This window comes from Streptococcus mitis, assembly GCF_000722765.2.
Lineage (GTDB): Bacteria > Bacillota > Bacilli > Lactobacillales > Streptococcaceae > Streptococcus > Streptococcus mitis_AQ.
Map to the genome: position 1 here is coordinate 1,107,412 of NZ_CP028415.1, position 20,960 is coordinate 1,128,371.

The following is a 20,960-nucleotide window of genomic DNA, read 5'->3' on the forward strand; positions in this document are numbered from 1 at the left end:
GTTTTTGTCTCTTTTGGTGTGCTCTTTTTGTACTAGATTTTCTAGTACTTTATCATCTATGAAAATCAAAAAACTAGAAAGCTATGCTCCTCTTGGGTTGGGTTAGGCAACTCCAAGTTAGTTTGACGAGTTTTTCAACGAGGATAATAGAGTTTTGACAGTGACTTTGGGCTCTACTAGATAAAGTAGAGCTTTTTGTTATGCACTATTGACATTCTAGAAAGGGCAATCATATGATAAAAATCAATCACCTGACCATCACACAAAACAAAGATTTACGAGACCTTGTCTCAGACTTAAACATGACCATCCAAGACGGGGAAAAGGTAGCTATTATTGGCGAAGAAGGAAATGGCAAATCGACCTTGCTTAAAACTTTAATGGGGGAAGCTTTGCCTGATTTCACTATAAAGGGAGACATCCAGTCTGACCATCAGTCACTCGCTTACATTCCTCAAAAACTCCCCGAGGAGCTGAAAAAGAAAAGTCTACACGACTACTTCTTTTTGGATTTTGCTGATTTAGACTACAGTATCCTCTATCGTTTGGCTGAGGAATTGCATTTTGATAGCGATCGCTTTGCTAGTGACCAAGATATCGAGAGCCTCTCGGGTGGCGAAGCTTTGAAAATTCAGCTTATCCATGAGTTAGCCAAACCCTTTGAGATTCTATTTTTAGATGAACCTTCAAATGACCTGGACCTTGAGACGGTTGATTGGCTAAAAGGTCAGATTCGCAAGATTCGGCAAACCGTTATTTTCATTTCTCATGATGAAGACTTTCTTTCTGAAACGGCAGACACTATTGTCCACTTGCGACTGGTCAAGCACCGTAAAGAAGCAGAAACACTAGTCGAGCATTTAGATTATGATCACTATAGTGAGCAGAGAAAGGCTAATTTTACCAAACAAAGCCAGCAAGCTGCTAACGACCAAAGAGCCTACAATAAAACCATGGAAAAACATCGACGAGTCAAGCAAAATGTAGAAACTGCACTTCGGGCTACCAAAGATAGTACTGCCGGTCGCCTATTGGCTAAAAAGATGAAAACTGTTCTCTCTCAAGAAAAACGCTTTGAAAAGGAAGCTCAGTCCATGACCCAAAAGCCACTTGAAGAGGAACAAATCCAACTTTTCTTTTCAGATATCCAACCATTACCGACCTCTAAAGTCTTAATCCAACTGGAAAAAGAAAATTTGTCCATTGGAGAGCGCATTTTAGCTCAGAAGTTACAACTAACGGTCCGTGGCCAAGATAAAATCGGTATCATCGGGCCAAATGGTGCTGGAAAATCAACTCTGTTAGCCAAGTTGCAGCAACTGCTCAGCGACAAAAGAGAAATTTCGCTTGGTTTTATGCCACAAGATTACCACAAAAAACTGCAATTGGATTTATCACCACTAGCTTATCTCAGCCAAACTGGACGAAAAGAGGAACTACAGAAAATCCAATCTCACTTAGCCAGTCTCAATTTTAGTTATCCAGAGATGCAACATCAAATTCGCTCCTTATCTGGCGGGCAACAGGGTAAACTCCTGCTTTTGGATTTAGTCTTGCGCAAACCAAACTTTCTCCTGCTAGATGAACCCACACGAAACTTTTCACCTACTTCTCAACCCGAAATTAGAAAACTCTTTGCAACCTATCCAGGCGGTATCATCACTGTTTCGCATGACCGTCGTTTCTTAAAAGAGGTCTGTACGACTATCTATCGCTTGACAGAACACGGTTTGGAGGTAGTTACCTTAGAAGATTTATAAATTTGAAACATAGCAGATAGGTGGGGCAAAAACACAATTTTAGGAGAAGAGAAAGTAAATCTTCCCATAATAAAACGCATAATATCAAGTTTTTTTGCACACCTGATATTATGCGTTTTTCAGATTTTAAAGACTTTTCCCAGCCTTCATTTTACATATGTTTTAAACGTTCAATCCGTTCTGAAATAGGTGGGTGGGTATAAAAGAGTTTTTGGAACCCTCCACCTTTCTTAGGATCATTGATATAAAGCGCACTGCTGGCATCATCGACAGGACGACTCATCGGTTTACTATTATCCAACTTACGTAGGGCATTAATCATCCCTTGAGGATTGCGGGTCAACTCGACACTGGAAGCATCAGCTAGAAATTCCCTCTGACGAGAAATAGCTAGTTGCACTAAGGTTGCAGCGAGAGGTGCCAGCACAATTGCAAGTAGGGAGACCACTAGCATAATGATTTCAAGACCATTTCCATCTCGGTCATCGTCACTTCGTCTGCGACCTGCGCCACCCCACCACATCATACGACCTGCCATACTAGAAAGCATGGTGATAGCACTGGCCAGGGCAACGGCAATAGTTGAAATGCGGATATCGTAATTACGAATATGACTGACTTCATGTCCCATAACAGCTTCTAGTTCTTCACGATTCATGATAGCTAGGAGACCTGAAGTCGCAGCAACCGCTGCGTTTTGAGGGTTAGAACCTGTCGCAAAGGCATTTAAGGCTGGATCATCAATGATGAAAACACGGGGCATAGGAATCTGAGCCACCATAGCCATATCTTCTACTACATGGTAGAGGTCTGGTGCCATTTGCTCATCCACCTCACGCGCTCCATTCATGGACATGACAATCTCTGTCGATTGAAAAATCATGGACAAGGCATAGATAAAGCCGATAATCAATGCGATAACCAAACCACCAAGCCCAGAACGCATAAAGAGGTAACCAACCGCATAGCCAACAAGAGCTAAGAGTAGGAAAAATACCAGCAATAAAATCCACGTTTTTCGTTTATTGCTTGCAATTTGATCAAACAACATTTTAGTCACCTAAACCGCTAAAATCAACTTTAGGGACTGCCTTTTCCTCTTCTGGTGTTTGAAGGAAATCTGCTGCTTTAAATCCAAACATTCCAGCGATAATATTGCTTGGGAAAGTTTCTAATTTTACATTGTAGTTGCTGACAACACTGTTGTAGAGTTGACGAGAGTAAGAAATTTTATTTTCTGTATTGGTCAACTCCTCTTGCAATTTAACAAAGTTGGCACTGGCTTTCAAATCTGGATAGCTTTCTGCAACTGCAAAAATACCTGAAATCTGACGAGTAAGGGCATCACTAGCTTTCATAGCTTCTGCTGGTGAAGTCGCTGCTGCCACTTGGTTACGTAGTTCTGCCACCTTTTCAAGGGTAGAACCTTCATATTTGGCATAACCTTTTACAGTCTCAATCAAGTTTGGCAAGAGATCATTTCGACGTTTCAACTGAACATCAATCTGACTCCAAGCCTCCTTTGTTTGCATACGATTCTTAACCAAACCGTTATAGCTAACAATCACAAAAATAACAATAAGAGCGATAACTCCAAGAATAATCCAAGTCATTATATAAGTCCTTTCTACTTTTAGATTAGTACCAGTATATCAAATTTTTAATGATTGTGGTAAAATAAGATGATGCTAAAGAAGGAAATAACTATGAAACCAGAAACATTTTACAACCTGCTTGCCGAACAAAATCTTCCACTTTCGGACCAGCAAAAAAAACAATTTGAACGTTATTTTGAACTCTTGGTCGAATGGAATGAAAAGATTAATTTAACAGCCATTACGGACAAGGATGAAGTTTATCTCAAACATTTTTACGATTCGATTGCGCCTATTCTGCAAGGTTTGATTCCCAATGAAACTATCAAACTTCTTGATATTGGAGCTGGGGCAGGATTTCCTAGTCTTCCGATGAAAATTCTCTATCCTAAGCTAGATGTGACCATCATTGATTCACTCAATAAGCGCATCAACTTCCTCCAACTTTTGTCTCAAGAACTGGATTTAGACGATGTTCATTTCTACCATGGACGTGCCGAAGATTTTGCCCAAGACAAGAACTTCCGTGCTCAATATGATTTTGTAACAGCTCGTGCGGTTGCCCGCATGCAGGTCTTGTCTGAATTGACCATTCCTTACCTTAAAGTTGGCGGAAAACTATTGGCACTCAAGGCTAGCAATGCGCCTGAGGAATTATTAGAAGCTAAGAATGCCCTCAACCTCCTCTTCAGTAAAGTCGAAAACAATCTCAACTACGCCCTACCAAATGGAGATCCGCGTTATATCACAGTGGTGGAAAAGAAAAAAGAAACACCAAATAAATATCCAAGAAAGGCTGGCATGCCCAACAAACGCCCGCTTTAAATTTTTTAGTAAAAAATATTTACAGAGTCAGCCTCGCTCCTTTATTTCCAGGCTCGGGAAAAAATGATTTACAAAATCAACCTCGCTCTCTTATTTCTAGGCTCGGGAAAAAATGATTTACAAAATCATTTTTTTCTGCTATACTATCCTAAGCAAAGGTTTTTAATGTCATCCCGTGAGGTGACGAAGACGCAGAAATACTTGAAACTCTCTAAAATCTAGATTTTAGAGAAGTCTTACTCTGAGGGCCTATTGCTGTAAAATAATGGGCTCTTTTTTGATGCCCAAAAGTGAGGTTTATATGAAACAAGAATCAACTGTTGATTTGTTACTAGACGTTGACCAACGTCCTTCAGCTGGAAAAGGAATTCTCCTTAGCTTCCAACACGTTTTCGCCATGTTTGGTGCGACCATCTTGGTACCCTTGATTTTGGGAATGCCTGTATCTGTTGCCCTTTTTGCTTCAGGTGTTGGAACACTCATCTACATGATCGCAACTGGTTTTAGAGTTCCAGTTTATCTAGGATCATCATTCGCCTTTATCACAGCTATGTCCCTAGCTATGAAGGAACTAGGAGGGGATGTATCAGCTGCCCAAACAGGGGTTATCCTTACAGGTTTTATCTATGTGCTTGTCGCTGCTGGTGTTCGTTTTGCGGGTACAAAATGGATTGATAAACTCTTGCCACCAATCATCATCGGACCTATGATCATCGTTATCGGTCTTGGACTTGCAGGTTCAGCTGTTACAAACGCTGGTCTTGTAGCGGATGGAAATTGGAAAAATGCACTTGTAGCAGTTGTTACTTTCTTGATTGCTGCCTTTATCAATACAAAAGGAAAAGGCTTCCTACGAATCATTCCATTCCTCTTTGCCATTATCGGTGGTTACCTCTTCGCACTAACCCTTGGCTTGGTTGACTTTACACCAGTTCTTAAAGCCAACTGGTTTGAAATTCCTGGTTTCTACTTGCCATTTAGCACAGGTGGTGCCTTTAAAGAATACAATCTTTACTTTGGTCCAGAAACTATCGCTATCTTGCCAATCGCTATCGTAACAATTTCTGAACATATCGGAGACCATACTGTTTTGGGTCAAATCTGTGGCCGTCAATTCTTGAAAGAACCAGGTCTTCACCGTACTCTTCTTGGTGACGGTATCGCAACTTCAGTTTCTGCCTTCCTTGGTGGACCAGCCAATACAACTTATGGAGAAAATACAGGGGTTATCGGTATGACTCGTATCGCTTCTGTCTCAGTTATCCGTAACGCTGCCTTTATCGCGATTGCCCTCAGCTTCCTTGGTAAATTCACTGCCTTGATTTCAACCATTCCAAATGCTGTACTTGGTGGTATGTCAATCCTTCTCTACGGAGTTATCGCAAGTAATGGTTTGAAAGTTTTGATCAAAGAACGTGTAGACTTCAGTCAAATGCGTAACCTAATCATCGCAAGTGCTATGTTGGTCCTTGGACTTGGAGGAGCTATCCTTAAACTTGGTCCAGTTACCCTTTCAGGTACTGCCCTATCAGCCATGACAGGAATCATCTTGAACTTAATCTTGCCATACGAAAATAAAGACTAATACTCTTCGAAAATCAAATTCAAACCACGTCAACGTCGCCTTGCCGTACTCAAGTACAGCCTGCGGCTAGTTTCCTAGTTTGCTCTTTGATTTTCATTGAGTATAAGAGTCTAAATACATCAAAAAAACGAGCATTTCCAATTACGGAAGTGCTTATTTTTTTCTTTCTAAAAACTAAAAAGGAAAGCCCTGCAGCCTTCCCTTGTCTTACTTGCGTTTCTTCTTTGCTTTTTTCATTTTGTTAGCCATGCGTTTCATGGACTGTTTCATGGCAAATTCACCGATTTTACCCTTGAGTCCGCCACCAAACATCTGGCTCATATCTGGCATTCCTGCTCCTCCAAGCGCTGACAAGTCAGGCATACCACCTCGTCCCATCATTCCTTCAAGGGCAGACATATCCATTCCTCCCATATTTGGCATATTTTTAGGAAGGTTGTTTGGATTGATTCCCATTTGCTTCATCATTTTGTTCATATCCCCAGACATAACACCCTGCATGAGCTGTTTAGCCTGGTTAAAGTCCTTGATGAATTTATTGACTTCGACAAAGGTATTTCCAGAACCAGCTGCGATACGACGGCGACGGCTTGGATTTAACAAATCTGGGTTTTCACGTTCTTCAGGTGTCATGGAAGACACAATGGCACGTTTACGAGCAATCTGACGCTCATCTACCTTCATGTTTTGAAGGGCTGGGTTGTTTGCCATACCTGGAATCATCTTGAGCAAGTCTTCCATTGGCCCCATGTTTTGTACCTGATCCAACTGATCAATGAAATCATTGAAATCAAAGGTGTTTTCACGCATCTTCTCAGCCATTTCAAGGGCTTTTTGCTCATCGTATTCCTGAGAAGCTTTCTCAATCAGAGTGAGCATATCCCCCATGCCAAGGATACGGCTAGACATGCGATCTGGGTGGAAGGTTTCAATGTCCGTAATCTTTTCACCTGTACCAGTGAACTTGATTGGTTTTCCAGTAATGTGACGAACAGACAGAGCCGCACCACCACGAGTATCGCCATCAATCTTGGTAAGGATGACCCCAGTCACTTCCAACTGAGCATTAAACTCACGCGCAACATTGGCCGCTTCTTGACCAATCATGGCATCAACGACAAGCAGAATTTCGTTTGGTTGAGCCAGTGCTTTCACGTCACGAAGCTCATTCATCAAAAGCTCATCAATCTGCAAACGACCTGCCGTATCAATCAAGACATAGTCATTATGATTAACTTGGGCTTGTTCCAAACCTTGACGAACAATCTCCACAGCTGGAACCTCTGTCCCAAGAGCAAAAACAGGCACATCGATTTGTTGACCCAGAGTTTTCAACTGGTCGATAGCCGCAGGACGGTAAATATCCGCCGCAATCATCAAAGGACGGGCATTTTCTTCCTTCTTGAGTTTATTGGCCAATTTACCGGCAAAAGTTGTTTTACCAGCCCCCTGTAAACCAACCATCATGATGATGGTTGGAATCTTAGGTGACTTGATAATCTCAGCCGTATCAGAACCTAAAACGTCTGTCAGTTCCTCATCAACGATTTTAATAATCTGTTGCGCAGGATTAAGGGTATCAATGACCTCATGGCCGACTGCACGCTCACGAACTTTCTTGATAAAGTCCTTTACAACAGGCAAGGCAACGTCGGCTTCAAGCAAGGCCAAGCGAATCTCTTTGGTTGCCTCTTGAACATCAGACTCAGAGATTTTTCCTTTTTTACGTAAATTTTTAAAGACGTTCTGCAAACGTTCTGTTAAACTTTCAAATGCCATTTTTCTTCCTCTTATTCTCTATTATCAATGCTTGTTAAAATTTCAATCTGCTTCTGTAGAAAGTCATCCTTTGGATAGCGCTCCAAAATCTGGTCAAAAATCTGACTGCGGACAATGTAGTCCGAGTACATGTGCAATTTCATCTCATAATCTTCCAGAATCTTTTCTGTCCGCTTGATATTATCATAGACAGCCTGACGACTGACACCAAATTCCTCGGCAATTTCAGCAAGGCTGTAATCATCAGCGTAGTAGAGCTCGATATAATTCATTTGTTTATCTGTCAAAAGCGCCGCATAAAATTCAAAGAGCGCATTCATTCGATTGGTTTTTTCAATTTCCATAACTTTTATTATACCAAAAAATAGCCTAATCTACCACACTAGGGAGCCAATCCAAGAAGATAGCTAACTAAATTTGAAAAAAACAAGAGCCTAGTCCCAAGTAATTTCCAGTTGATAGCTGGCAAAGGGATGTCCCTCCTGATTTTGTAGTTGATAGGCTAGCTCAATCTTTTGCCCATCAACTTGATAATGGCTCGTTTGGATGATAAACTCCTGCATGCCCATAGGTGTAGGAATGTAGGCTAAACTATCGCTATCCTTTAGAAAGCGCATAATGGTCTTGGGATTGGAAAAACGGCTCATCACCAGTTCTTGACCATGGAATTTAATAACCACTTTTTCCTTTTCCTCATTATAAAAAAGCAGGTAGCTATAATCTCCTTTTTCATGCACTTCCACGTCATAAAGCTGGTCAATCACTTCCAACTGCTTATCAAACTGAATCGTATTTCGCATCCGAATCTTCACATCATGTCCTCTTTCTTGTCTCTTGTCCTACTATTTTACCAAAAACTCTAGCTTTTTGCTATAATGGTCATATGAACGAAAAAGTATTCCGTGACCCAGTTCACAACTACATCCATGTCGATAATCAAATCATCTATGACTTGATTAATACAAAAGAATTTCAGCGTTTGCGCCGGATCAAGCAACTGGGAACTTCCAGTTATACCTTCCACGGTGGGGAGCACAGCCGCTTCTCCCATTGTCTTGGAGTCTATGAGATTGCTCGACGTATCACGGAGATTTTTGAAGAAAAATATCCTGAAGAATGGAATCCTGCCGAGTCTCTCTTGACCATGACTGCTGCTCTCCTACATGACCTTGGACATGGTGCCTACTCCCATACTTTTGAACATCTCTTTGATACAGACCATGAAGCGATTACTCAGGAAATCATCCAAAGTCCTGAAACGGAGATTCACCAAGTCCTGCTACAAGTGGCACCAGATTTTCCAGAAAAGGTAGCCAGTGTCATTGACCATACCTATCCTAACAAGCAGGTCGTGCAACTCATTTCTAGTCAGATTGATGCAGACCGTATGGACTATCTCTTGCGTGACTCCTATTTTACTGGAGCATCCTATGGGGAATTTGACTTGACTCGAATCCTCCGAGTCATTCGCCCTGTCGAAAATGGTATCGCCTTTCAGCGCAATGGCATGCACGCCATCGAAGACTACGTCCTCAGTCGCTACCAGATGTATATGCAGGTCTATTTCCACCCAGCAACACGGGCCATGGAAGTTCTCCTGCAGAATCTCCTCAAACGCGCCAAGGAACTTTATCCAGAAGATAAGGACTTCTTTGCACGAACATCTCCACATCTCCTGCCTTTCTTTGAAAAAAATGTGACCTTGTCTGACTATCTAGCTCTGGATGATGGTGTGATGAATACCTATTTCCAACTCTGGATGACCAGTCCTGACAAGATTCTCGCAGATTTGTCGCAACGCTTTGTCAACCGCAAGGTCTTTAAATCCATTACCTTTTCACAAGAAGATCAAGACCAGCTCGCTAGCATGAGAAAATTGGTTGAGGACATTGGCTTTGATCCCGACTACTATACTGCCATTCATAAGAACTTTGACCTCCCTTATGATATCTATCGTCCCGAATCTGAAAATCCACGGACACAGATTGAGATTTTACAAAAAAATGGAGAACTGGCCGAACTCTCTAGCCTGTCTCCTATCGTCCAATCCCTTGCTGGCAGTCGCCATGGAGATAATCGTTTCTATTTTCCAAAGGAAATGTTGGATCAAAACAGCATCTTCGCAAGCATCACCCAGCAATTTTTACACTTGATTGAGAACGATCATTTTACCCCAAATAAAAACTAGAAGAGGAAATTTATGAGTATTAAACTAATCGCCGTCGATATCGACGGAACCCTAGTCAATAGCCAAAAGGAAATCACCCCTGAAGTCTTTTCTGCCATCCAAGATGCCAAAGAAGCTGGTGTCAAAGTCGTCATTGCAACTGGCCGCCCTATCGCAGGTGTTGCCAAAGTTCTGGACGACTTGCAGTTGAGAGACGAGGGTGACTATGTTGTAACCTTCAACGGTGCTCTTGTGCAAGAAACTGCTACAGGACATGAGATTATCAGCGAATCCTTGACCTATGAGGATTATCTGGATATGGAATTCCTCAGCCGCAAGCTCGGTGTCCACATGCACGCTATTACCAAGGACGGTATCTATACTGCCAATCGTAATATCGGAAAATACACGGTGCACGAATCAACCCTCGTCAGCATGCCCATCTTCTACCGTACACCTGAAGAAATGGCTGGCAAGGAAATCGTCAAATGTATGTTCATCGATGAGCCTGAGATTCTTGATGCTGCGATTGAAAAAATTCCAGCCGAATTTTACGAACGCTACTCTATCAACAAATCTGCTCCTTTCTACCTCGAACTCCTTAAAAAGAATGTGGACAAAGGTTCAGCCATCACTCACTTAGCTGAAAAACTCGGATTGACAAAAGATGAAACCATGGCTATCGGTGACGAAGAAAATGACCGTGCCATGCTGGAAGTCGTTGGTAACCCCGTTGTCATGGAAAATGGAAATCCAGAAATCAAAAAAATCGCCAAATACATCACCAAAACAAATGACGAATCTGGCGTTGCCCATGCCATCCATACATGGGTATTGTAAAAGTGAAGAATATACGAAAACCGCTCGGCTGAGCGGTTTTTTCCAAATCAAGAATTTTCTATACCATCATTTTTTTAAATGATCAAGGCAGGTAACTCACTATGAAATAAGCTAAATTACCAATCACTTGATGATCCACCAGCATCAAAACCACCACCTGACCAATCACTTGATGATCCACCAGCATCAAAACCACCACCTGACCAATCATCACTCGACCAATCATCACTCGACCAAGGCGATGAGGAATCACTACTACTCTCATTATGATACTCATCTGAATTTTTAATATGGTAAGCTGTTAATGCTTTTTGTGACCAAGAACCATCATTTATAAAATCTTTATCATCAGGGTATAATTTATCCTTACCATAATAGAATTTATTAGATCTCCGTTTCCTACCCGAAACCCTACCTTCTGTAAGAAAAAGTACCACAAAAGAAATCATAAAAATTACACCGAAATGATCAAGAATTTCTACTACTAGTTCCCATATAGCTTTAGGGACTTCATAAAAATAATTTCTCTCTACTACAGGTGCATCAGCTAAGTCATAATCTTGATTGGATATGTTTTGGATTATATCAATCACAGCTCCATCATAGTCTTTGGCTCGCATCTTATCACGAGAGGCATCTAAGATTTCCCTAGCTTTTGTATCAGTCAATATAGTAGCTAGGTTATTAGAAGTCTCAATACGAAACTTTCTATCTTTTATAGCAATCAATAATAATGCACCCTTATTTGAATCCGAATAGCCAATTTTCCAAGATCTGGCAATCGTATTGGCTGACTTTTCTAAAGATTCACCATTTAAACTCTCAACAATATAAATACCAATTTGAGTATCCGATTTACCATTTAATTCTATTAGTTTATCTGAAACAACCTCTGATAAATAATGGTTTGGATCATAAATACCATTAGAAGGCCTATCTGGTATCACTAGATCTGCGTGAGTTGGTCCAATGAAAAATAACAGGATTGTAAAAAAAGACATTAAGATTAAAACTATTTTTTTCATCATAAAAGTCGGACCTTCTTTCTTTTAAAAATTTGCAATTTCAATAAGAATGAGAATAAATGATATTCTTTTTAAAATAGAATACTTCGATAAAGTCATCTTTCTATCAATCTATTGTATATGGTAGTTTCATTATAAGTTATTTATCTCACTTAATCAACGTAAAATATAGGAAAATTTGTTCTAAGTTTTTATTAAAACTATTATCTCTTAGTAATGAATACTAGCTTCGAACCTGACCATTAAATCAAGCTTTCTCCATCGTTTTCATACTGGAATTAAGATAGATGCAATTGGCACTATGGCAAGTAATAACTGTGCTAGAAGGTTATTAAGACCACGGGTAAAGAGATTAATTCCATACATTAAGAACCATAAGAACAAACTAACATTCAAAAAGTTCTGCTTGAAGCACCTCACCAATCCTTAGCGATTGGTTGCTTTTTATTGTAAAACTAACTGATTTCATAATAAACTGCTTTCTTACTATCTTAACTATATAGGGAGATTTTTTCTAGTTCGAATTAGAGAAAACTTTTCTGCCTCGATTGGTAAAGAACAGTAATACAAATGTCCATACCTACTTTCAACTAAATTCTCCTCCTTCCATAGTCCATTTCTATTTAAAAATTCTATATCGTCGGAAACAATCGTTACCCATGAATTTGGTTTATCTAAATTATCATCACTTCGTTGAAAAATATCCCATTTTTGTTCATTAAACCAAATATAATCTATAATTTTATATTTTTTTTCAACCTGTTTCTCTGTCAAATATTTTCTATATTGTTTCAACTCTGAATCAAATAATTTATAACCATTATTCTCTGATAAAGGATCATAGGAAATCAAATAATATCCTGTACTATCACAATCAAAGTATTGATGTTCAATTCCATCAACCACTATGTATAATTTATCCATCATCCCTCCACGTAATACATTTTACCATAGTTACAACTACAAACTATCAGGGCTTACGTCACTCATTTCCTGACTCCGTCTGTTCTATATTTTGTTCATTCTCCCGTTTCTCATTGAAATCTTTAAATGTTTTATCAATGACCCTCTTAACTCCATTCCAGAAATATGGTAAGGGTAATTTTGACTCTCCTTACTTGAAGTTTGACTTTGTGTACTTTCTTCAGTTGAAGAGGTCTCGTTCAAATCTGATGTTGTCGTAGTAGATGTAGGTTCAGAATTTGAACTTTTCTTTGACTTAGGAATGTAGTTACTATCAATTTTAGGTATATTTTTAATTTCCTCAATAGTAGGAATTTTAGGATTTTCTTTAACAGGTCTATACAACATCGAAAATGTGAAGAATAAGGCTAACACCGATGCGATAAACGGAAATATCTTTTTATCTGATTCATCTGAGGGAACCTTAACTACACTGGTACTAAGTGCCTTCCATTCAGGGTGTACTTCTTCGATGGCTTTTTTCTCTTGCCAAAGCGGAACGAGAAAGAATTGGTTGAAAGGTACAACTGTAGCCATAGCTGTCGCTCCTAATGGAATAAACCTATTGGAATTTACAATAAGCACGATACTTAGTATAGATAATAATACGAATAGAACTATTACTAATACTAGTCGCATTTTATATTCTTTTTTAATCTGGAGATATCTTTCTTTGGATAGCTTTTCTTGATCTTGATTGGGATGATTTGAGTCTTCCGATATGTTTTCCTTATCTGAAAAAATGTCATCATCAGGTAATTCTACTTTCAAACTCATATCCGAATTCTGCAATACCTTCTGAACCGCTGCAAGAAAGGCTAGTCCATTATCAGATGGAGAATATTGGAAGGTAATATGGATGACTTTTTTGTCAAACTTATCACCGTATCGTTCTACATACTGCTTACTTTCGAGGAAGTGAATATAATTATTAATTTTTTCTTGCAGAATTTCAAGATGGACTGCTTCTATCTCTTCCTCCCAGCCAACTGAATCCACCAGAAGAAGCTCTAAATGACTATCAACTATACCAATTGCATTAAGTTCGCTAGGTTCCAGTTCTGAAACAATGGCCTGGGTGACAATTTGTCTAAATTCCTCTGCTGTGAAAAGACAACGGCTATTTTCAGGATTTTTCAAAATAAAGGAAGGATGATCTTCGATGAAGAGCTTATCGGATTCATCTTGTGTATACTGTTTTTTAGATTTCCAAAAACGATAATCTGCATAATTCATCAACTCTTTACCAGTATGTTCTCCAGACATATAACTATCTGCAGCTTCTTTAGGGATTTCTTGAACTACTTCTGGACAGGTAATATTAAAAGTTGGATAACGTAAGAAATACTTATTTCCATCTTGACAGATTTCCAACATATCTTTTTGACTAGTATAAATCGACTTCATTTCTAATATCTATTAACTCCTTGTGTTTTTTTAAATATTTTTTTCCGTACCATTCTTCTACTGTTTTCCCTTCCCACTCGCGGTATTCTTCGGGATATTTCCATTTGTAGAATGCTTGTAAATAACTAGGAAATTCGATGTAAATTAGCATAGCAATCACAGCAATATTTAGGATAATCCATGTTATCAAAAGACCTAATCCTTCCAATAAAGTTGAAAATTTTATGGAAAAACTTTTTATAATAAAGTTTATAATTACTCCAATTCCCAAAAAACTCATTCCATAAATCGCTATCTTATTGGCAATTTTGTTGCGAAGAGAAGAGCCACTTCCATTACCATACATCAGTTTTTTAAGACTTTCAATTTCAAGGCTAAACATAAAATAGGCTAATATAGTAATAAAAACAAAAATAGCAGCAACCATCCAAATAGATAAAGTTGGTAATGACATATCAATCGCTAACAGATTAAATTCAAGACTAAGCCAAATTAGAAATGTGATGACATGAAAATGATTACGATAGGGCAGTATAAAAGCTTTTCTAAAAACTTTACCAATCAATATGATAAATACCCAAATTAAGAAACAGACTAGATATACCTCAGCTGTTAGTAATGGATGTTGATAGATAGGCAATCTTAAATCTTTAGGATCAGAGTCGTGCAAGGACAGCGAGAAAACAAGAATCATAAAGTTTATAATGACAGGACCGATAAGAGTCAAAACAATATTCTGAATATGAAGAACTAGTTTAGACTTTCCTTCCCTATAATATGTTTCTAACTTAGAGAAAACATTTCCTTTCTGATACTGTAAAAAAACATCATCTTCTAGATTAAGACTTTCTTCAAAACTTGCTTTAAATAGTGACTTTTTTGTCATAAGTTTAATCCTCAATCTTCTTTTATACTAATTCTGAGTGCTTTTTCAAGTATCTCTTTCCATACCATTCTTCCACTGATTTGCCTTCCCACTCACAGTATTCCTCAGGATATTTCCATTTATAGTAGGCATAAAGGAAATAAGGAAACTCCATAAAAATAAGCATTGCAATTAACCCAATGTTTAACAAAATCCAACATATGAATAGACCTAAAAGAGTTACGGAATGTGAAAAATTAATAGAGAAAGCTTTGAAAATATAATTAACAATCACAGCCAAGCCCAATAGACCTGCTCCATAAATAGCAATACCTTTGGCAATTTTATCGAGTAAGGTAGGTGCCTTAATTTCTCCATACATTAGATTTTTCAAACCTTTAAGTTCTATCCTAAACATCCAATAAATTAAGGCTAAAAGAAGACAAACAAGAATAAAAATTTCTAATATTGTTAGAAATGGTAATGCTAAACCAATAGCAGCAAGGTCGAACTCTATAACAAACCAAATCAAAAACGTTATAACATGAAAATGAGTCCTATATGGAAGAATAAAAAATGGTTTGAAAAATTTACCAATTATAACTAAGAGAAGCCATATAAATAACCCGATTATATAAACATGAGCCGTTAAAAAATTATGATTAGAAATGGGAAAGACTAAATCTTTTGGATCACTAGTATAAAGCATTGTTGAAAAAACTAATAATAAAAAGTTGAAGCCAATCGGGAAAATGAGTGTCAATATACCATATAAAAGGGCGTTTTTTAAATAATCAAATACATTCCTTGGAGGTTTGGACACTTTTTTATCTTGTTCCTTCAATTGATACTGTAAAAAACCATCATCTAATAAATTCAAACTCTCTTCAAAACTTGCTTTAAAAATTGATTTCTTCCTCATACTTTTCACCCAAATCCTATTTTAATAACTCCTTGTGTTTTTTTAAATATTTTTTCCTTACCAGAAATCTAGATCCTAATACTCAATCTAACCCCATAATAAGGAGAGAAATTCCCTTCCAAATAAGTACTTATACTTTCTCCTATTATACCACACCTCTATTTTCATCTGAAATGGTTTCCATTTTAGGACAAGAAAAAACACTGATCATTCAGTGCTTTTTGATTGATTTACTGCCCCCTGCAGGAATCGAACCTGCAACTACTCCTTAGGAGGGAGTTGTTATATCCATTGAACTAAGGGAGCTAGAGAAAAACTCTGCTGAAAAAGCAGAGTTTTTTAGTCGAATTAACGACGGATTTCTTTGATACGAGCTGCTTTACCTTGAAGAGCACGCAAGTAGTACAATTTCGCACGACGTACTTTACCGTAACGAACAACTTCGATTTTTTCAACACGTGGAGTGTGGATTGGGAAGATACGCTCAACACCTACACCGTTAGAGATTTTACGAACTGTGTAGTTTTCTGAGATGCCAGCACCTTTACGTGCGATAACAACACCTTCAAAAATCTGGATACGTTCACGGTTACCTTCGACAACTTTCGCGTGTACACGAACAGTGTCACCAGGACGGAATGATGGGATATCTGTACGAAGTTGACCTTCAGTCAAGCTTTGGATTAATGGATTCATTTTATTCTCCTATCTTTGTCAATCTTGAGGAACCTTCCTCAGCGGATAAACTGTATTTTTGTGCGTCCATTACACACAAGATACAGTTTACCAAATTTCCACAAAAAAGTAAAGAAATTTATAGCAGAATTCCTAAAAAAATCGCAATAAAACCACCTAGATAGGTCAAAGTCAGGTAAACGTAAAAAACCTTCTTATCGCTTAACAGTCTTTGAAGTTCGTCATTCAAGGTCGAAAAAGTTGTCAAACCTCCACAAAATCCTGTTGCTAAAATAGCATAGACTTCCTTAGACTCCACATGGTTGTAGAGCAAGCCAATCAAAAAACAACCCAAAAGATTGGCTATTAGCGTTCCGAGTGGCAATTTAGATGCTTGATTATAGCGGGAAAAGAAATAGCGAACTAAAGCTCCGAAACCACAAGCAATTGCAAGATAGACGATTACCATTTCTTCCTCCCTAAATAGTAAGCTAAAAGCAGTCCTCCACCGATGCTCAAAAGCAAATACAGGACTAAACTAAGATAACGCCCTGTATCCAGTAGTTTCACAGCATCAAGTATGAGACTAGAAAAGGTTGTCAAACCACCACAAAAACCCGTCCCTAGTGCTAAAATAAGGCCTTTACTGCTTCCCTTATAGAGCAGATAGCCCTTGACAAGATAAACCAGGCAGAAAATTCCCAGATAGTTGACAAAGAGAGTTCCCCAAGGAAAGTCTGGACTGGCTGGTAACCAAGTGGAAACTAGGTAGCGAACGAGTCCACCCAACATAGCAGCTAGAAAAATCCCTAGCGGATAAAATTGTTCTTTTTTCATTTGATGTTTTGATCCTGATAATCACGCGAACGTTTGAGTATGTCAGAAAAAGTCGCGACAATAGTCTCCTGATAACGTTGCTCCTCTACACGATTTCTGACCTTTTCAAAAATAACTTCTTCTCTCTTGGTATCTAAAATTGGTTTACCCGAAGCTTTCTTATAGGCAACTACACCCTCAACTAAGTGCATTCGAGCTTCTAGAAGTTTAACAATTTGATCGTCGATTTGATCAATTTCTTGACGAATAATATCTAAATCCATACAGTCTCCTCCTTTATTTGAATTATTGTATCAAAAAGCCACCAAATAGGCTAGTAAAATCCCAACTCACGATAAGAAAAATGCACTGATTGATTGTATCAGCGCACGTTTATGCTTATCCTACTTTAGCAGCCAATTCTTCTGCGAATTGTTCTAAGCGTTCAATATCTTCTTCCTCAGCAGAAAGATCAACTTTAACACACTCTGAACCTTTTTCTGCTCCTGTCGCTACAAAAACGCGATCAAAGTCATCAACAGCCTTACAAAATTCATCGTAGAAGGTATCTCCTGAGCCGACCACTCCGTAGATTTTACCATTCAAATTGAGATCGGCTAGGTCTTCGTAGAAGTCCATCATCTCATCTGGCAATTCTCCATCACCATAGGTATAGGTCGCAACGATAGCGATGTCTGCTTCCAAGAAGTCTGAAGCGTCAACAGTTGTACATTCATCAACATCGACATCCAAGCCCAAGTCACGTAATTTATCTGCTACAATATCTGCAATTTCTTCGGTATTACCGGTCATACTGGCAAATACAATTTTTGCTAATGCCATATCGTCCTCCTCAATTTATCTTTCTCCATTATATCACATCTTTTTCATTTTAAAAATAAAAATTCTTGTGCTACAATGAAATGAGAAAGAATTGAGGTTATTTATGGACATTTGCCATCAAATTTTAGAAAAAATTAAAGAATACGACACGATTATCATTCATCGTCATATGAAACCAGACCCTGATGCCTTGGGAAGTCAAGTGGGCTTGAAAGCTCTTCTCAAACATCATTTCCCAGAAAAAACCATCAAAGCCGTAGGTTATGATGAACCAACTCTTACTTGGATGGCGGAAATGGATCTTGTTGAAGATAGTGCCTACCAAGGTGCCCTTGTTATCGTCTGTGATACGGCCAATACTGCTCGTATCGATGATAAGCGCTATCGTCAAGGTGATTTTCTCATTAAGATTGACCACCATCCAAATGATGATGTATATGGTGACCTATCTTGGGTGGATACTAGTTCAAGCAGCGCTAGTGAGATGATTACCCTCTTTGCCCAAACAACCCAACTGGCCTTGTCAGATCGAGCTGCTGAATTGCTCTTTGCAGGAATTGTCGGTGATACAGGTCGCTTCCTTTATCCTTCTACGACTGCACGGACTCTTCACCTTGCTGCTTATTTGAGAGAACATAACTTTGACTTTGCGGCTCTCACTCGCAAAATGGACACTATGAGTTACAAAATTGCTAAACTTCAAGGCTACATCTACGACCATCTGGAAGTGGATGAAAATGGTGCTGCTCGCGTTATCCTGAGTCAGGAAATCTTAAAACGATTCAATGTTACCGATGCTGAAACTGCGGCTATTGTAGGAGCTCCTGGACGTATTGACAGTGTAAGTCTCTGGGGAATTTTTGTAGAACAGGCTGATGGCCACTACCGTGTTCGCTTACGCAGTAAAATCCATCCTATCAATGAAATTGCCAAGGAACATGATGGTGGAGGTCACCCTCTAGCAAGTGGTGCTAATTCCTACAGTCTAGAAGAAAACGAAATCATCTATCAAAAGTTAAAAAACTTGCTTAAAAACTGATAAAATACTTGCCAAACTTTTCAGAATCTGATAGACTAGTATGGTAACAATCTATGGCTCGCAAAGAGACCATGGCAGAAAGGAAATATTGCAAAATGAAAAAAGATATCCATCCAGAATATCGCCCAGTTGTCTTCATGGACACAACTACTGGTTACCAATTCCTTAGCGGTTCAACAAAACGCTCTAACGAAACAGTTGAGTTCGAAGGCGAAACTTACCCATTGATCCGTGTAGAAATTTCATCAGACTCACACCCATTCTACACTGGACGTCAAAAGTTCACTCAAGCAGATGGACGCGTGGATCGTTTCAACAAAAAATACGGTCTCAAATAATGATAAAAAGAACAGTTTCAGCTGTTCTTTTTTTCTTCTTTTTATGAACCAATCACTACTACTTTCTATTTGTCAACCATCACGCTGACACTATAATTGATTTCAAACTGGGTTAAAAAATATCGAAAAGTAGCTTGATATTGAGAATGGTCAAGATGATTGAAACTACGTAACCTAGGATTGTGTTCCACTTGGCATTGGTAAATTCTCCCATCACTGACTTCTTAGAAGTCAGATAAATTAAGGGAAAAATTGAGAATGGAAGAGCGATTGAAAGAAAGACCTGTGAATAGACCAATAACTGATCTAAGGTCTTTTCTTGATGTCCAAACAAGACAGCGACTATCATCACAGGGAGCAAGGCAAAAATTCGTGTACCGATACGAATAATCCACTGAGGTAATCTCATATGCAAGAATCCTTCCATGACAATCTGACCTGTCAAGGTGCCTGTAATGGTCGAATTTTGACCACTTGCTAAAAGTGCCAAAGCAAACAAAGTGGAGAGGCTTGAACTGGCTATAGCTCCTGCTATTGTCGAATCCTGTAAAGCATTGTACATTTGGGAAAAAGCTGAAATCTCAGATGCATGACCAAAAAAGAGAGATGCTCCTAAAATGAGAAGCAAGGAATTGACAATAAAGGCTAGAGACAACTGAAGATTTGAATCCCAGGTCATAAAGCGAACAGCTTTTCGGACATCCTTCTTATCTTTGTAATTGATTTTCCTTGTTTGAGATAGAGAGGAATGGAGATAAAGATTATGAGGCATAACTGTCGCTCCCACAATCCCTAAAGCTAAGGTCAATTGACTCTCATGTCCAGGAGCAGGACTTTCAAATAAAGTCGAAGTCGGTAAATAGCCACCAAAAATCCCCTGCATACTTGGATTGGATAAAGCCACCAGATAAGAAAAGATACATAATATGGTTAAGATAAGTGTCGTCACAATAGCTTCAATCTTCTTGAAACCAAATTTCATCAATAAAAGCAAAAGAAATACATCTAAAACGGTTAAAAGGATGGCTACCATAATCGGTATGTGAAATAAAAGATTTAAGGCAATCGCTGATCCTAAAACTTCAGCCAAATCTGTCGCCATTAGAGCTAATTCTACAATTACCCATAGACTATAGCGGAGCCACTTGGGGGCATGATAGGCTGTTGCCTGCGCTAGATCCATCCTAGTCACCATACCGAGCTTTCCAGACATCTGTTGTAACTGCATGGCAATGATTGATGAAATCAAAATAACAAATAAAAGACTATACTTATAGGAAGCACCTCCAACCACACTGGTAATCCAGTTTCCAGGATCCATATAGCCAACTGCTACAAGAGCTCCGGGGCCCAAGAATACTTTTAGATTTTGCCAAAAATGATTGTTATTGGGAGTATCAATAGACTGATTAATCTCAGAAAGTGAGACCTTTTCATAAGAAGACATACATAGCTACCTCTTTCTAATCTTCTCTTTTGATATGATGTTGAAAAATAGATTTTAAAATGGTTCCTA

General features: G+C 38.7%; 22 protein-coding genes, 1 tRNA gene and 2 pseudogenes. 7 read left to right on the forward strand and 18 right to left on the reverse strand.

Annotated elements, in window-relative coordinates; all coding sequences use genetic code 11:
• Positions 1–233: 233 nt before the first annotated feature.
• A complete protein-coding gene (locus SK637_RS05750) occupies positions 234–1,760 on the forward strand; it encodes an ATP-binding cassette domain-containing protein (protein WP_033688920.1) in 1,527 nt (508 codons plus the stop codon).
• 151 nt (positions 1,761–1,911) lie between these two features.
• On the opposite strand, the gene htpX is transcribed toward SK637_RS05750, so the two are convergent.
• Positions 1,912–2,811 carry a zinc metalloprotease HtpX gene (gene htpX / locus SK637_RS05755; RefSeq protein WP_000895745.1) on the reverse strand — a complete coding sequence of 300 codons (900 nt, stop codon included), beginning with the start codon at positions 2,809–2,811 and terminating at the stop codon, positions 1,912–1,914.
• A gap of 1 nt (position 2,812) precedes the next feature.
• Positions 2,813–3,373, reverse strand: a complete 561-nt coding sequence (locus SK637_RS05760) for a LemA family protein (protein WP_033688921.1) — start codon at positions 3,371–3,373, stop codon at positions 2,813–2,815.
• A gap of 93 nt (positions 3,374–3,466) precedes the next feature.
• On the opposite strand from SK637_RS05760, the gene rsmG reads away from it, so the two are divergent.
• Together rsmG and SK637_RS05770 are read left to right on the forward strand one after the other, a co-directional pair.
• A complete protein-coding gene (gene rsmG, locus SK637_RS05765) occupies positions 3,467–4,180 on the forward strand; it encodes a 16S rRNA (guanine(527)-N(7))-methyltransferase RsmG (RefSeq protein ID WP_033688922.1) in 714 nt (237 codons plus the stop codon).
• A gap of 301 nt (positions 4,181–4,481) precedes the next feature.
• Positions 4,482–5,765 carry a uracil-xanthine permease family protein gene (locus SK637_RS05770; protein ID WP_033689004.1) on the forward strand — a complete coding sequence of 428 codons (1,284 nt, stop codon included), beginning with the start codon at positions 4,482–4,484 and terminating at the stop codon, positions 5,763–5,765.
• A gap of 207 nt (positions 5,766–5,972) precedes the next feature.
• Here SK637_RS05770 and ffh read toward each other — a convergent pair whose 3' ends face one another.
• The 3 genes from ffh to SK637_RS05790 form a co-directional block, all read right to left on the reverse strand.
• Complete coding sequence (gene ffh, locus SK637_RS05780) at positions 5,973–7,544, reverse strand: signal recognition particle protein (protein WP_033688923.1); 1,572 nt, start codon at positions 7,542–7,544, stop codon at positions 5,973–5,975.
• 11 nt (positions 7,545–7,555) lie between these two features.
• Positions 7,556–7,888: a putative DNA-binding protein gene (locus SK637_RS05785; protein ID WP_033688924.1), complete on the reverse strand. Its 333-nt coding sequence runs from the start codon at positions 7,886–7,888 to the stop codon at positions 7,556–7,558.
• Positions 7,889–7,978: 90 nt separating this feature from the next.
• The gene (locus tag SK637_RS05790) at positions 7,979–8,356 is read right to left on the reverse strand and encodes a YwiB family protein (RefSeq protein ID WP_080710504.1); all 378 of its coding nucleotides are present in this window, start codon (positions 8,354–8,356) and stop codon (positions 7,979–7,981) included.
• Positions 8,357–8,427: 71 nt separating this feature from the next.
• Between SK637_RS05790 and SK637_RS05795 the strand changes: the two genes are divergently transcribed.
• Both SK637_RS05795 and yidA read left to right on the forward strand, forming a co-directional pair.
• Positions 8,428–9,732 (forward strand): HD domain-containing protein, encoded by a 1,305-nt coding sequence (locus SK637_RS05795; RefSeq protein ID WP_033688926.1) that lies wholly within the window; start codon positions 8,428–8,430, stop codon positions 9,730–9,732.
• A 12-nt stretch (positions 9,733–9,744) separates the two neighbouring features.
• On the forward strand, positions 9,745–10,551 hold the full coding sequence (yidA, locus tag SK637_RS05800; RefSeq protein WP_033688927.1) for a sugar-phosphatase: 807 nt from the start codon (positions 9,745–9,747) through the stop codon (positions 10,549–10,551).
• Positions 10,552–10,667: 116 nt separating this feature from the next.
• Here yidA and SK637_RS05805 read toward each other — a convergent pair whose 3' ends face one another.
• The 12 genes and pseudogenes from SK637_RS05805 to SK637_RS05865 all read right to left on the reverse strand — a co-directional run bounded on the left by SK637_RS05805 (position 10,668) and on the right by SK637_RS05865 (position 18,067).
• On the reverse strand, positions 10,668–11,579 hold the full coding sequence (locus SK637_RS05805) for a TPM domain-containing protein (RefSeq protein WP_078352043.1): 912 nt from the start codon (positions 11,577–11,579) through the stop codon (positions 10,668–10,670).
• Between the two features lie 385 nt (positions 11,580–11,964).
• Positions 11,965–12,045: pseudogene (locus tag SK637_RS10290) on the reverse strand (DUF4299 family protein); the annotation flags it as partial.
• A 26-nt stretch (positions 12,046–12,071) separates the two neighbouring features.
• Complete coding sequence (locus SK637_RS05815; RefSeq protein ID WP_078352042.1) at positions 12,072–12,503, reverse strand: hypothetical protein; 432 nt, start codon at positions 12,501–12,503, stop codon at positions 12,072–12,074.
• 786 nt (positions 12,504–13,289) lie between these two features.
• Positions 13,290–13,946: pseudogene (locus SK637_RS05825) on the reverse strand (DUF6572 domain-containing protein); the annotation flags it as partial.
• On the reverse strand, positions 13,927–14,832 hold the full coding sequence (locus tag SK637_RS05830; protein WP_033688928.1) for a hypothetical protein: 906 nt from the start codon (positions 14,830–14,832) through the stop codon (positions 13,927–13,929). The gene SK637_RS05830 and the pseudogene SK637_RS05825, both read right to left, overlap by 20 nt.
• 22 nt (positions 14,833–14,854) lie before the next feature.
• The gene (locus tag SK637_RS05835) at positions 14,855–15,733 is read right to left on the reverse strand and encodes a hypothetical protein (protein ID WP_033688929.1); all 879 of its coding nucleotides are present in this window, start codon (positions 15,731–15,733) and stop codon (positions 14,855–14,857) included.
• A gap of 234 nt (positions 15,734–15,967) precedes the next feature.
• Positions 15,968–16,039: transfer RNA gene (locus SK637_RS05840), tRNA-Arg, on the reverse strand.
• Between the two features lie 42 nt (positions 16,040–16,081).
• Entirely contained in the window at positions 16,082–16,429 is a 348-nt protein-coding gene (gene rplS, locus SK637_RS05845; protein ID WP_001068669.1) for a 50S ribosomal protein L19, read from the reverse strand.
• A gap of 118 nt (positions 16,430–16,547) precedes the next feature.
• On the reverse strand, positions 16,548–16,877 hold the full coding sequence (gene crcB / locus SK637_RS05850; protein WP_033688930.1) for a fluoride efflux transporter CrcB: 330 nt from the start codon (positions 16,875–16,877) through the stop codon (positions 16,548–16,550).
• Complete coding sequence (gene crcB, locus SK637_RS05855; protein ID WP_033688931.1) at positions 16,871–17,245, reverse strand: fluoride efflux transporter CrcB; 375 nt, start codon at positions 17,243–17,245, stop codon at positions 16,871–16,873. Before crcB (SK637_RS05855) ends, crcB (SK637_RS05850) begins: the two co-directional genes overlap by 7 nt.
• Positions 17,242–17,508 carry a chorismate mutase gene (locus tag SK637_RS05860; protein ID WP_033688932.1) on the reverse strand — a complete coding sequence of 89 codons (267 nt, stop codon included), beginning with the start codon at positions 17,506–17,508 and terminating at the stop codon, positions 17,242–17,244. The genes crcB (SK637_RS05855) and SK637_RS05860 overlap by 4 nt, the downstream gene beginning before the upstream one ends.
• 115 nt (positions 17,509–17,623) lie before the next feature.
• Complete coding sequence (locus SK637_RS05865) at positions 17,624–18,067, reverse strand: flavodoxin (protein WP_001162125.1); 444 nt, start codon at positions 18,065–18,067, stop codon at positions 17,624–17,626.
• A gap of 103 nt (positions 18,068–18,170) precedes the next feature.
• On the opposite strand from SK637_RS05865, the gene SK637_RS05870 reads away from it, so the two are divergent.
• Positions 18,171–19,106, forward strand: a complete 936-nt coding sequence (locus SK637_RS05870) for a DHH family phosphoesterase (protein WP_033688933.1) — start codon at positions 18,171–18,173, stop codon at positions 19,104–19,106.
• A gap of 95 nt (positions 19,107–19,201) precedes the next feature.
• Positions 19,202–19,444, forward strand: coding sequence for a type B 50S ribosomal protein L31 (locus tag SK637_RS05875; RefSeq protein ID WP_000710764.1), 243 nt, complete (start codon positions 19,202–19,204; stop codon positions 19,442–19,444).
• Positions 19,445–19,556: 112 nt separating this feature from the next.
• On the opposite strand, the gene SK637_RS05880 is transcribed toward SK637_RS05875, so the two are convergent.
• Positions 19,557–20,891, reverse strand: a complete 1,335-nt coding sequence (locus SK637_RS05880) for an Nramp family divalent metal transporter (RefSeq protein ID WP_033688934.1) — start codon at positions 20,889–20,891, stop codon at positions 19,557–19,559.
• Between the last annotated feature and the right edge of the window lie 69 nt (positions 20,892–20,960).